Consider the following 12,833-nt stretch of genomic DNA (forward strand, 5'->3'; position numbering starts at 1 on the left):
AGGAGTTTTGACCATGCCCAAACAACTGCACGTCAACTTGTTTGAAATGAACTGTGTGAGCCATATTGTTCATGGTCTGTGGGTTCATCCCGAGAACAACCGGCATCGCTTCAACGATCTCGATTACTGGACCGAACTGGCGCAACTGCTGGAGTACGGCACCTTCGACGGGGTGTTTCTGGCCGACGTGATCGGCACCTATGACAGCTTCCGCGATGGCCCGCAAACGGCGCTGCGCGAAGCCATGCAAATCCCCAGCAATGACCCGCTGCTGGTGATTCCGGCCATGGCGGCCGTGACCCAAAACCTGGGCTTTGGCGCGACTTTTTCCACCACCTACGAACCTCCGTTCGCCTTCGCCCGGCGCATGAGCACCCTCGATCACCTGACCAAGGGCCGGGTAGGCTGGAACATCGTCACGTCGTACCTGCCCAATGCAGCACGTAACTTTGGGCATGCCACCGAGGTGGTTCACGACCATCGTTACGAGATTGCCGATGAGTACCTGGACGTTCTGTACAAGTTATGGGAAGGCTCCTGGGACGATGACGCGGTGATTCAAGACCGCGAGCAGCGCGTCTATACCGACCCCACCAAAGTGCGTTACATCGACCACGTCGGCGAGCACTTCAAGGTCGCTGGCCCGCACCTGTGCCAGCCGTCGCGCCAGCGCACGCCGGTCTTGTTTCAGGCCACCGGCTCGCCTGCGGGCATCGAGTTTGCTGGGCGCCACGCCGAAGTGGTGTTCACCGGCGGTATCGACACCGCTGCCGTGCGCGCCAATATTCAGGCCATGCGCAACAAGGCGATCGCCCATGAGCGCGACCCGGGCGGTTTGAAATTTATCGTCATGGCCGGGGTGATCGTGGGCCGTACCGACGAAGAGGTCAGCCGCAAGCTCGACAGCTATCGCAAGCTGATGAGTGTTGAAGCGTCTTTGGCTCACCAGCAATCGGCGGTCGATCTGACACGCTTCCCCGGCGACGCACTGATCAGCGACTTGATCGCGCTTAAGGTCAAGGGTTGGGAGAGCCTGCAGCGCTATAAACCGGAGTGGACGGTGAGTACCGTACTGGCCCAATTTTCGGGTTTCAACCGGGAGCGTTTTTTCGTGGCGGGCACGCCGACGGTGGTCGCGGATCAAATCGAAAAATGGCTGGATGAAGATGGTATCGACGGAATCAACTTGCGTCAGTACCTGTCGTTTGAAACCGCGCGCGACTTTATTGAGCTGGTGATCCCGGAACTGCGTCGACGCGGACGCTTTCGCGAGCACTACACCGCGGGTGAAACCTTGCGTGAGCGCCTGTTTGGCGCGGGGCAGGCTAGATTGCCGGCTGATCATTTTGGCGCGCGGTATCGAGATGCTGCGGTGTTGCAGCAACCGGCGCGGCCGTTGCGTTTCTCGTAAACCCCCTCCTGTAGTTGCTGCCGAAGGCTGCGAAGGGATGCGTAGCAACCCGTATTCTCGAAAACGCTGCCATCCCTCGCAGTCTTCGGCAGCGACTTCAGGGGTACGGCAATGCGTAAGGCATAAAACCAACTGTTGCCCCACCAACAGTCCCTGCACAGACTGTTGGTTTTTAACCCTTCTTTCACGCGTAACCCCCGTATTTACTGGCTTTAAAACCCGGCACGGCTTGTGCAACAGCCTTGTTCCCGGACTTTAGGCAGCAAGCCCATGCGTGAAATCTCCCCTTTAATTTGTCTTGCCGCGCTGTGCGGCGTCTTGAGTGGCTGCGGCCAGGACACCTCAACCGTGGCACGCAGCGATAAGCCGGTCAGCGGCGGTACGCTGATCTACGCCACCGACCGCGAACCGACCTGTCTCGACCCCCATGTTTCCGGCGATATGCCGCAGGTGTTTATCGGCCAGCAGTACCTTGATTCACTGGTGTCCATGGACGAGCAGGGGCAAATAGGGCCGTGGCTGGCCGAACGTTGGGAAGTCTCGCCGGACGGGCTTGCGTACACCTTCCATTTGCGCAAGGACGTGCACTTCACAGACGGCACGCCTTTCAATGCGGCGGCAGTCAAAGCCAATCTCGATCACATGGCCAATCCGAAAACCCAGTCGAGTACGGCGGGCGGTTATATCCGCCAATACCGCAGCACCGACGTGCTGGATGACTCGACGGCCGTGGTGCATCTGGCCACACCTTATGCGGCTTTTCTGGAGGTGTTGGCGCAGGGTTTTCTGGGTATCGAATCGCCCACCGCCTTGCTCCGTTCACGTGATGAAAACTGCGAAAGCCCGGTGGGCAGCGGCCCGTTCAAAATCGTCAAGTGGGACCGCCAAAGTCAGGTAGAGCTGGTGCGCAACCCGGATTACAACTGGGCGCCACCCACGGCCAAACACCAAGGCCCGGCCTGGCTTGAGCGCATCGTTTGGAAGTTCATTCAGGAGCCTTCCGTGCGTTTCGCTTCGCTGCAAGCCGGTGAGGTGGATGTGATCGAGGCGCTGCCGCCCGAGTCCCATGAGGCCGCACGGCGCAACCCCGACTTGAATGTGATCGTCGCCCTGCGACCGGGTAACCCCAACAACGGCACGCTGAATATCACCCGCGCGCCGTTCGATGACGTCAAGGTGCGTGAAGCCTTCGTGCGCAGCGCAGATGTCGAAGGCGCGTTGAAAAGCGTGTACTTCAACGAGTTCCCCCGTGCGGGCGGGCCGCTGAGTTCGGCCACACGCTTTTACAGCCCGGACTTTCAGCATGCACAGGACTATGACCCGACGCGGGCCGCGCAATTGCTCGACGACAGCGGCTGGACCGGGCGCGATGCCGAGGGTTATCGCACCCGTGACGGCAAGCGGCTGCAAGTGCATGTGGTCATGGGCAACCGCACGCCGCCCTCCGAATACACCCTGTGGGAGCAGGTTCAGGCCACCACCCGCAAAGCCGGTTTTGAATTGATCGTAGAGCAGATGAGCGATGTTCAGGCCACCCAACGTCAAGCGGATTGGGATTACGACATTCGCCTGGGCTACTGGAACACCAACACCGCTGACGTGTTGCGGATCATTTTCGGTGCCGAGTTTGTTCAACCCGCTGGCGTCGGCGGCTATCACCAGAACACCGCAGGTTTCGCCAATCCGGGCTTTGATGCCCTCAACCAGCAGGCGCTGGCGACCCAGAATGCCGATCAGCGCCGCGCTCTGTATTACCAGGCGCAACAGATCGCTTCGCGCCAATACCTGCAACTGACCACCTACCCGCAAAGCTCGCGGCTGGGCATTTACAAAACCACTCAAGGAGTGCGACTGGAGCCGTCTCTGGCGGTGACGTACCTGTATGACGCCTGGGTTAATAAATGAGAAGGGTGAAGGCATGAGCCAATTAACAGTCACACATCTACGACGTGAACGATTCACGCAATTGGGGCGGCGCGCGGTCTGGCGACTGGCGGGTGGGGTGCTGGTGCTGTGGGCGGTGGCGACCTTGACGTTCTTTGCCTTGCGCCTGATGCCGGGTGATCCGGTATTGGCGATTCTCGGCGGGCCGAGCGCTAACCCGACCGCCGAAACCATTGCCGAGGCGACCCGTGAATACGGACTGGACAAGCCGCTGGCGGTTCAGTACGCGCTGTATCTGGGACGGCTGGTGCAGGGTGATCTGGGGGTTTCTTATTCCCAGCACATGCCGGTGACTGGCGTGCTCGCTGATCAATCGTGGGCCACCTTGCAACTGACCTTCACCTCACTGCTGCTGGCCTGGCTGCTGGTCATGGTGCTGACCGTGTTGACGGCAGGTCGACGTCGCTGGGTGGCCAATCTGGCCTCGCTGGCCGAAACCTTCGCCGCTGCCTTGCCGCATTTCTGGCTGGGGATTTTGCTGCTGTCGGTGTTCGCTTTCGGCCTGCGCTGGTTCCCGCCTGCGGGCAGCGATGGCTGGCGCACGCTGGTGTTACCGGCCGTAGCGCTGGCAATTCCGCTGGCGGGCTTTATCGCTCAAGTTACCCGTGAATCCCTGGAGCTGACGCTGGAGCAACCCTTTGTGCTGACCGCCCGCACGCGAGGCTTGAGTGACACGGCAGTGCGCTTTAAACACGCCCTGCGCCATGCCGTGTTACCCGGTATTTCATTGTCGGGCTGGGCCATCGGCGCATTGATCAGCGGCGCCGTGGTGATTGAAGTGATCTTTTCGCGCAGGGGCCTGGGTCGCCAGCTGTATCAGGCGGTGCAGGCGCAAGACTTGCCGTTGACCATCGGCATCAGCCTGGTGGTTGCTGCGGTGTACGTACTGGCCAACATTCTGATCGACCTGCTGTACCTGTGGGTCGACCCTCGCCAACAGGGGAAAACCGCATGAGCGCACTGACGTTTGAAACGACGCTGCCCGCGATCCGGGTTCAGCGTGCTGCGCGCCCGATCCGCCTTGGGCCATGGTTGGCCGTGGGGTTTCTGGGCTTTCTGATCGTTGCGGCACTGCTGCCGAATGTATTTGCTCACAGCGATCCGCTGGCCATTGTGCCGCAGGATGCCTTTCACCCGCCGGGCTGGGCGCACTGGTTCGGCACTGATCAATCGGGCCGGGATATTTTTTCGCGGGTGATCTATGGCACGCGCCAGTCGCTGTTTATCGGTCTGGCCGCGACGGCATTGGCCATGAGCATCGCCATTGTGCTGGGTCTGCTGGGCGGGTTGGGCGGCGCGCGTCTGGATCGAGGCGTCGGCTGGTTGCTGGAAGTGCTCTTTGCGTTCCCGAGTCTGGTACTGGCGCTGCTGTTTGTGGCGGTGTTTGGCAGCGGCGTCGGGCCGTTGATCATCGCCACTGGCCTGGGCGGCGCACCCGGTTATGCGCGCATGGTGCGCGGTCAGGTACTGGCGGTGCGCAATGCTGGTTATATCGAAGCGGCAGTGGCGCTGGGCCACTCGCGGCGGCGGATCATCCTGCGTCAATTGCTACCCAACGCCATGCGCCCGCTGATCGTGACCCTGACCATGGGTGTCGGTCAGGCCATCGTCTGGGCCTCGGCCCTGAGCTTTCTGGGGCTGGGCGCCCGTCCGCCCGCGCCCGAGTGGGGCACCATGCTGTCGATGGGCCGTGACTTTATCGCCAATGCCTGGTGGCTGACCTTTTTCCCTGGGCTGTTCATCGTGCTGACCACGCTGTCGACCACCGTGGCTGGCCGTTACTTGCAACAACACCTGGAGGGTCGTCTTTCATGAGCGATAAACACTTGATCGTTGAAGGCCTGTCCATCGAGTTTGGCGGCCAGACCGTGGTGCATAACCTGTCGTTTACTCTGGCGCCGGGCAAGACGCTGGCGCTGGTGGGGGAGTCCGGTTCCGGCAAAAGCGTGACTGCCCGCAGCTTGATCGGGCTGGCCGGAGCCGGGGCACGGGTCACTGCGCGCACCTTGAGTTATGGCGGGCAGGATTTACTCGGCTTGTCCGAGCGTGGCTGGCGCGGACTGCGCGGTAAAGGCATCGGCTTTGTATTGCAGGATGCGCTGGTGTCGCTGGACCCTCTACGCCCGGTCGGCAAGGAAATCCTCGAAGTGCTCAAGACCCATGGCTGGGGTGATCGTCGCCGCCGTGCTGAACGGGTGATCGAGCTGCTCGACACAGTGGGCGTACCCGACCCTGAACTGCGTGCCCGGCAACGTCCCGATCAATTGTCCGGCGGCCTGCGCCAACGTGCGCTGATTGCCAGTGCGCTGGCACTTGATCCCGGTCTGGTGATCGCCGATGAACCTACCACCGCGCTGGATGCCACTGTGCAGGCGCAGATTCTTCAGGTGTTGCAAGCCATCAAGGCCCGTGGCGATTCGCTGCTGATCATCAGCCATGACTTGGCGGTGGTGGCGCAATTGGCCGATGAGGTGCTGGTGCTGCGTCACGGGGTAGCGGTGGAACAAGGCTCGATGCAACAGGTACTGCGCAACCCGCGTCACGCCTATACCCGCGCCTTGCTCGATGCGGTGCCCGCCGAACATGCCCGGGGCACGCGTTTGTCGCCACAGCAGGGGACGCCCGTAGTACGCCCGCGGCCATCGGTTGACGCGCCCGTTTTGCTCAAGGGGACTGATTTGGGCAAGCGCTATATCGGCCCTGATCAACAACCACGGCAAGTGGTCGATGGTGTCAGTTTTGAGCTGCGGGCAGGGCGCACACTGGGCATCGTCGGTGAGTCCGGTTCGGGCAAAACCACCGTCGCTCGTATCGTGCTCGGACTGCTTGAGCCGGACGCCGGTCGCGTTGAGTTTCTTGGACAGGATTGGTCTGGCGCGGGCAGCCAGCACGTGGATGAACAGCAGCGACGTGCGCGCCGGCGCGACATCAGTGTGATTTATCAGGACCCGCTGAGTTCGTTCGATCCGCGCTGGAGCGTGGGCCAGATTCTGGCTGATGCGCTGGATGTGGCGGGCGTGACGGCCCAGCAACAGACGGCACGCATCCAGCAATTGCTGGAGCAGGTGCGCCTGCCGGCTGAGCTGGCCACGCGTCGGCCTTTGCAACTATCTGGCGGTCAGCGTCAGCGCGTGGCCATCGCTCGGGCCATTGCCAGCAACCCAAAAGTGATTATTTGTGACGAGCCGGTGTCGGCACTGGACGTGTCGGTGCAGGCGCAAGTGCTCGATCTGCTGGCGGATCTGCAAGCCAGCCTGGGGCTGGCCTACCTGTTTATCTCCCACGATCTGGGGGTTATCCGCCACGTCAGCGATGACGTGCTGGTGATGCGTCACGGCAAGGTGGTGGAAAGCGCTCCCGTCGAAGCCTTGTTCGAGCATCCGCAGCATGACTACACACGCCGCTTGCTGGGAGCTGTGCCGCGCCTGCCGGGCGCGGGAACACCCTTGATTGTGCCGCCGCTGGAAGCGGAAAACAGCGCCTGGCTGTTTGACGAATCGCAACTCTGGAAAATCGCCATTTAAGCGCTAACCCGCAAGGAACAGCCATGAACAGATTATTTGCTGTCACTGAACATCCCGTCACTTCGGTGGCCGAACTGAATGCCCGTGCCGACCGGCTCCTGCCGGACATTGGCCGGGGTGCCGCGCAACGTGAGCGGGATCGCCTGCTGCCCTTCGAGGCGGTGGCCCAGATAGCCAAGGCTGGATTGTTTACCACGCGCATTCCTGTGCGTCATGGCGGCAGCGGTGGCTCGGTCAGAGACGTGATCGCCTTACTGATCCGTATCGCGTCTGTGGATTCCAACGTCGCTCAGGCGTTGCGTCCCGGTTTTGGTTTCGTCGAGGGGTTGTTGGCATCGCAAGCTGACGACGCCGAAGACGAGCGCGCCCGCTGGTTTGAGCGATACCTGCAAGGCGCGGTCATCGGCAATGCCGGATGGGAAGTTGGCGGCGCCAATGGTTCGATCAGTGCGCGGATTGTGCGCGACGGTGAGCACTATCGGGTGACGGGTAACAAGTATTACAGCACTGGCTCTTTATACGCCGATTGGGTCAGCGCGGTGGCGCTGGACGAAGACGACCAGCCGGTGTCGTTCATTCTGCCGCGCCAGCGCCAGGGCCTGGAGTTGCTCGACGACTTCGATTCAATGGGCCAGCGCCTCACGGCCAGCGGCACGACCCGCCTGAACAACGTACAGGTGCTGGCTGAAGAAATTCGTACCCGCACGGTAGAGGAGGGCAAGCGCACCATCGTCACGCCTTTTTTGCAGTTGTTTCTGGCGGCAGTGCAGGCGGGGATTGCACGCAACGCCCTGAACGATGCAGTGGCTTTTGCCAACGAACACGCACGGCCCATCAAGCACAGTACTGCCACACGCTCGGTGGACGACCCCTACGTGGAACTGAGTGTGGGTGATATATCGGCGCGTGCTTTTACCGCTGAAGCGGTGGTGCTGCATGCCGCCGACTCGATTGACCGGGCCTGGGCAGGCGGGCTCGATCCCGTGCTCGTGGATCAAGCCGCGGTGGACGTTGCGCAGGCGCAATACATTGCCGCCGAGTCGGCACTCAAGGCCGCAGAGCTGGTATTTGATGTGGGCGGTGCTTCGACGACCGGGCGGGCGCACAACCTGGATCGTCACTGGCGCAACGCGCGCACGGTGGCCAATCACAACCCCCGTCACTGGAAAGCCGCAGCGGTGGGCAGTTGGCAGTTGAAAGGCACACCGCCGCCCACGTCGGGATTGTTTTAACAGGTTAATCGCAAGCTCAGGTTTTGCGACGACTGTGTCGCCGAACGTCGCCCTCGGCAATTGCTACGGGTTTGGGGTGATCGAGAAGCGACACTCTTCTTTTGAGGTCATCGCTTAAAAGGTCTCAAGTCGGTCGAATTATGACTTGGACGGTCTTGGTAGGGGACGCATAGGATTGCACCCATCGGAGTTCATGACTGACTCCCCTTACCAGGAAAACATTAGATGAACCTTAAATCCCTTATCGCCAATCCACTGGGCTTCGGCTCGGCCCCACTGGGCAACATGTTCCGCAACGTGCCAGAGGCCGAGGTACAAGCCACAGTCGACGCCGCCTGGAACAACGGCGTGCGCTACTTCGACAGCGCACTGTTCTATGGTGCTGGCCTCTCCGAATCACGCCTGGGCAACGCCCTGATCGGTCGTCCCCGTGACGAATACGTGCTCAGCTCCAAGGTCGGTCGGGTCATCCTCGATGAGCTGGAAGATCCTGCCAGCCGTGAGTTCGGCGAGAAGAGCGGCTTGTTCGAGCACGGCAACCGCAACCGCATCGTCAACGACTACAGCGCCGACGCCACCCTGCGTTCCATCGAAGACAGCCTGCGCCGGCTGAAGACCGATCGCCTGGACATCGTCTGGATCCACGACATCGCCCAGGACTTCTACGGTGACGAGTGGCTGGAGCGCTTCGAGACTGCGCGCAAAGGCGCCTTCCGTGTCCTTACCCGCCTTCGTGAAGAAGGTGTGATCAAAGCGTGGGGCCTGGGTGTGAACCGTGTCGAACCGATCGAGCTGACCCTCGACCTGGACGAGCCACAGCCCGATGGCTTCCTGCTCGCTGGCCGTTATTCGCTGCTGGATCACGACCGCGCACTGCAACGCGTCATGCCGCAAGCGCTGGAGCAGGGAGTAGGCATCGTTGTCGGTGGCCCTTACAGCTCTGGCGTAACCGCGGGTGGCGAGCATTTCGAATACCAGAAAGCCACCCAGCCGGTGCTGCAGAAACTCGAGCGCATCCGTGCAGTTGCACGTATCCATGGGGTTGAGGTCAAGGCGGCCGCCCTGCAGTTCGCCCTGGCCCACCCTGCGGTGGTCGCGGCAATCCCGGGTTCCACCCGTCCACTGCACGCCAACGAAGACGCTGCGGCCCTGAGCGCAGTCATCCCTGTCGCTTTCTGGAACGAGCTGCGTCAGCAAGGACTGATCAACGCCCTGGCGCCTGTTCCAGCTGTTTGAAAAAGACTTTTGCAGGGCCGTATCGCGGCCCTGTCTTTACCCAATCATTGGGGTAGAACCCCAGGAGAAACATCATGGCTACTGCACAAGCTTGCATCGACCTTCAGATCAATGCCGACCGTATCTGGCAACTGATTGGCGGTTTCGACACGTTGCCCGACTGGCTGCCGTTCGTTCCGCAAAGCGCGTTGAGCGAAGGCGGCCGCGTGCGCACGCTCAAGAGTATCGACGGCGACACCATCATCGAGCGCCTGCTGGACTTCAACGAAGCCGGGCGCAGCTACAGCTACACCATCCTTCAAGGTCCAGCGCCGGTTCGCGACTATCAGTCGACCCTGCGTGTGGTGTCTACCAGCGAGGGGGCCCAGGTGCATTGGTCCGGTTCGTTCGTGCCGGTGGGTATCAGTGAAGCCGAAGCGAGCGCAATGTTCGCCACCATTTACCAGGATGGCCTGGCCGCGCTGAAGCAGACCCTGGAAAGTTGATGGAGGGATCGGGGCCGCAAAGCGGCCCCAACACCCCATAGATCCCCCCTGTATCCGAACCGTATTAGCGAGCCGTTACCCACGCTGTTGGCAACTTTTAAAGGCTTATATGCTGGACATCAGACAACTTCGTTATTTCGTCGCCGTCGCTGAGTTCGAGCACGTGGGCAAGGCTGCGGAACAACTGCACATATCCCAGTCGCCGCTCAGTCGGCAAATTGCCCAACTTGAAGAGCGCCTGGGCCTGCAACTGTTCGAGCGCAGCCAGCAGCGCCTGCGCATCAGCTCCGATGGCCGCACATTCTTGCATGAGGCCAAGGCCCTGCTAAAACACGCCGAACGTCTGGAATCACTCGGCCGCCGATTGGGCCGTGGCGAGTCAGGCGGGCTGTGCATCGGCTACGTCAGCCACGCCATCCATGCCGGCGTGTTGCCCAAGGCTCTGCGTCGCGTCCGTGAGGAAAGGCCGGGCATCCACATCGCCCTCTATAACCTCACGCCCCAGGAGCAATTGGAGGGTTTGCGCCAGCGCAGCCTCGATATCGCACTGGTCTGTGAACCGATGTCGATGGATGACCCAGACTTGCTGGCAACGCCGGTATTCAACGATCCACTTTATCTCGCGCTACCTTCGGGACACCCACTGGTGGACAAGGCGCACATCATCCCCACCGATCTTCACGAACAGGACTGGATCATGGTCGACGGGCGCGCGAACCCCCATCGCCGTGAGCGGTTCATGGCCAGTTGCGTGGAGGCAGGCTTTACGCCACAGATCCTGCTGGAGGCAGCCGAACCGCTGATTGCGCTCGGGCTGGTGTCCGCTGGCTTGGGACTGGCGCTGATCCAGCAGAGCATGGGCGGTGTCAGTAACCCCGACGTGGTCTTGCGCGAGTTGCCGTGGTTGCAGCAAAGCATCGGCCTTTGGGTAGCCTGGCACCGTGTTGACCTGCGACCGATTGTGGGCGACTTTCGTCAGATCGTATTGGCGGGGGCAGAGCATTAAGGACATCAATGACAAGGGCCGCTATGCGGCCCTTGTGTTTTGTACGCTGAGTTCAGATGGCGAGGCTGTCAACTACACCGCCGTCAACCCGCAAGGCTGCGCCGGTGGTGGCGGAGGAATAAGGGGAAGCGAGGTAGACGACCAAGTGGGCGACTTCGTCGACCTCGGCGGCGCGCTGGATGATCGAACTTGGACGGGAGCTGCGCACGAAATTGTCAGCCTCATCGCGGATGCTGCGGCCGGAGACCTTGGCGGCCTCGGCCACCAGGTTGGCGACTCCGTCGGTCAGTGTCGGCCCGGGCAATACTGCGTTGACGGTGACGCCGGTACCTGCCAGACGCTTGGCCAGACCGTGAGAGACGGCGAGGTTAGCGCTTTTGGTCACGCCGTAGTTGATCATGTCGGCAGGGGTGGCGATGCCCGATTCGGAGGAGATGAACAGGATCCTGCCCCATCCTTTCTCCACCATCCCCGGGGCGTAGTGGCGAGCCAGACGCACGCCGGACAGGACGTTGGTCTCGTAGAAGCGGGTCCACTCGCTGTCGGCAACCTTGAAGAAGTCGACGTCGTCGTAGATGCCCAGGTTGTTGACCAGGATATCGGTCTTGGGGTGGGCGGCGAACAAGATTTCGGCACCAGCGGCGGTGCCCAAGTCGGCGACAACGCCCTGTACCTGGCCACGACCGCCTTGGGCGCGCAGTTCGGCCAGGGCGGCATCCACCGATTTTTGACTGCGGCCGGCGATGACTACGTCGGCATGTGCGCGGGCCAGGCCGCGGGCAATGGCCAGGCCGATACCGCCGGTCGAGCCGCTGATGATGGCGGTGCGTCCGCCGAGGTCAATGATCATGAAATGATTCCTGTGGGTGAGTTGCATTGATGGAAACCATGCTAGTAGGGCACCCTCAGACTGTAAAAGACGTCATTCGACTGAGTTCAGACCTTGCGGGTCTGTTCAGCCAGCGCCAACACCCGCTCGCGGAAAACCCCCACAATCGGTCGCAGGTCCACCTGATGCCAAGCCGTCCACAGCTGCAAGCTGGGGCTGAACCAGTCCAACTGGCGCAACACCACCGTGGGCCCCGCGCTGGCGGCCAGGCTGCTCTGCACCATGGCCAAGCCCAGCCCTGCGGACACCAGCCCGAGCACGCTCAGCGGGTCGGTCGCCTCCAGTGACAGGCGCGGGGTGAAGCCGGCATCGGCGCAACGGGCGATGAAGTCATCACGTTTGTTGATCTGGTCGGGCTGGCCGCCGGTGATGATCCACTCCTGTTCATGCAGGTCGGCGGGGGTAAGTTCGGCCTTGGTCGCCAGCGGGTGTTCAGCGGGGATGGCCAGCAGCATTGGATCGTTCAGCACGGGCAGGGCAAGCAAGTCAGGGTCATTGACGGGTGCAGGTTCGCAGACCAGGGCGATGTCCAGGCTGCGTTGGCGCAGGCCTTCGAACAGCTCGCTTGGGGTCATGTTGTAGAGGGCAATATGGATCTGTGGACGTTCGGCACGAATCGACCGAACAGCGCCGGGCAGCACGCCGGCATAGATGGCGTGGTTAACATAGCCGATGCACAGGCCACCCTCTTCACCGCGGCCCAGGCGCTTACCCAGAGACTCCAGACGCTCGGCATGCTTGAGCAGGCCGCGGGCTTCGGACAGGAAGGTGCGCCCGTCAGTGGTCAGGAACAGGCGCTGGTTGCGTCGTTCGAACAGAGCCAGGCCGAGGTGGTCTTCGAGCTGGGCGATCTGGCGGCTCAGTGGGGATTGGGAAATGTGTAGCTGCTCCGCCGCTCGGCCGACGTTCTCACATTCGGCAACGGCGACGAAGTAGCGCAACTGACGTAGATCTTGCATTAGACCTCCAGGGGACTGTCCTGCGTTTTATTAGGAAGGTTGTGACTTGGCTTGGCTCATTGCCTCGTCAGTGGCCTTGGCGCGCCCGCCAAGCCATACCCGTAATAGCCCACCCGCTGCCAGCAGACCGCCCGCGACCGAATGCAG

11 protein-coding genes are annotated in these 12,833 nt (G+C 61.6%); 9 read left to right on the forward strand and 2 right to left on the reverse strand.

Annotation, left to right across the window (positions count from 1 at the left end; translation table 11 throughout):
- Positions 1 to 13: 13 nt before the first annotated feature.
- The 9 genes from FJD38_RS20050 to FJD38_RS20090 all read left to right on the forward strand — a co-directional run bounded on the left by FJD38_RS20050 (position 14) and on the right by FJD38_RS20090 (position 10,838).
- Positions 14 to 1,411, forward strand: a complete 1,398-nt coding sequence (locus FJD38_RS20050) for an LLM class flavin-dependent oxidoreductase (protein ID WP_146387099.1) — start codon at positions 14 to 16, stop codon at positions 1,409 to 1,411.
- Positions 1,412 to 1,681: 270 nt separating this feature from the next.
- Positions 1,682 to 3,316, forward strand: a complete 1,635-nt coding sequence (locus tag FJD38_RS20055) for an ABC transporter substrate-binding protein (RefSeq protein WP_146387101.1) — start codon at positions 1,682 to 1,684, stop codon at positions 3,314 to 3,316.
- Between the two features lie 13 nt (positions 3,317 to 3,329).
- The gene (locus tag FJD38_RS20060; RefSeq protein ID WP_146387103.1) at positions 3,330 to 4,310 is read left to right on the forward strand and encodes an ABC transporter permease; all 981 of its coding nucleotides are present in this window, start codon (positions 3,330 to 3,332) and stop codon (positions 4,308 to 4,310) included.
- Complete coding sequence (locus FJD38_RS20065; RefSeq protein WP_146387105.1) at positions 4,307 to 5,170, forward strand: ABC transporter permease; 864 nt, start codon at positions 4,307 to 4,309, stop codon at positions 5,168 to 5,170. The genes FJD38_RS20060 and FJD38_RS20065 overlap by 4 nt, the downstream gene beginning before the upstream one ends.
- Positions 5,167 to 6,879: a dipeptide ABC transporter ATP-binding protein gene (locus tag FJD38_RS20070; protein ID WP_146387107.1), complete on the forward strand. Its 1,713-nt coding sequence runs from the start codon at positions 5,167 to 5,169 to the stop codon at positions 6,877 to 6,879. Before FJD38_RS20065 ends, FJD38_RS20070 begins: the two co-directional genes overlap by 4 nt.
- A gap of 23 nt (positions 6,880 to 6,902) precedes the next feature.
- Positions 6,903 to 8,111, forward strand: a complete 1,209-nt coding sequence (locus tag FJD38_RS20075; RefSeq protein WP_146387109.1) for an acyl-CoA dehydrogenase family protein — start codon at positions 6,903 to 6,905, stop codon at positions 8,109 to 8,111.
- Positions 8,112 to 8,336: 225 nt separating this feature from the next.
- On the forward strand, positions 8,337 to 9,347 hold the full coding sequence (locus FJD38_RS20080; protein ID WP_146387112.1) for an aldo/keto reductase: 1,011 nt from the start codon (positions 8,337 to 8,339) through the stop codon (positions 9,345 to 9,347).
- Positions 9,348 to 9,421: 74 nt separating this feature from the next.
- Positions 9,422 to 9,832, forward strand: coding sequence for an SRPBCC family protein (locus FJD38_RS20085; RefSeq protein ID WP_122782201.1), 411 nt, complete (start codon positions 9,422 to 9,424; stop codon positions 9,830 to 9,832).
- A 109-nt stretch (positions 9,833 to 9,941) separates the two neighbouring features.
- Entirely contained in the window at positions 9,942 to 10,838 is an 897-nt protein-coding gene (locus tag FJD38_RS20090; protein ID WP_146387113.1) for a LysR substrate-binding domain-containing protein, read from the forward strand.
- A 52-nt stretch (positions 10,839 to 10,890) separates the two neighbouring features.
- Here the strand turns inward: FJD38_RS20090 and FJD38_RS20095 are convergent, their stop codons facing one another.
- Positions 10,891 to 11,688: an SDR family NAD(P)-dependent oxidoreductase gene (locus tag FJD38_RS20095; protein WP_122782203.1), complete on the reverse strand. Its 798-nt coding sequence runs from the start codon at positions 11,686 to 11,688 to the stop codon at positions 10,891 to 10,893.
- A gap of 86 nt (positions 11,689 to 11,774) precedes the next feature.
- Positions 11,775 to 12,686 (reverse strand): LysR family transcriptional regulator, encoded by a 912-nt coding sequence (locus FJD38_RS20100; protein WP_146387115.1) that lies wholly within the window; start codon positions 12,684 to 12,686, stop codon positions 11,775 to 11,777.
- Between the last annotated feature and the right edge of the window lie 147 nt (positions 12,687 to 12,833).

Origin of the sequence: Pseudomonas saxonica, assembly GCF_007858365.1 — a bacterium.
GTDB classification, from domain to species: domain Bacteria; phylum Pseudomonadota; class Gammaproteobacteria; order Pseudomonadales; family Pseudomonadaceae; genus Aquipseudomonas; species Aquipseudomonas saxonica.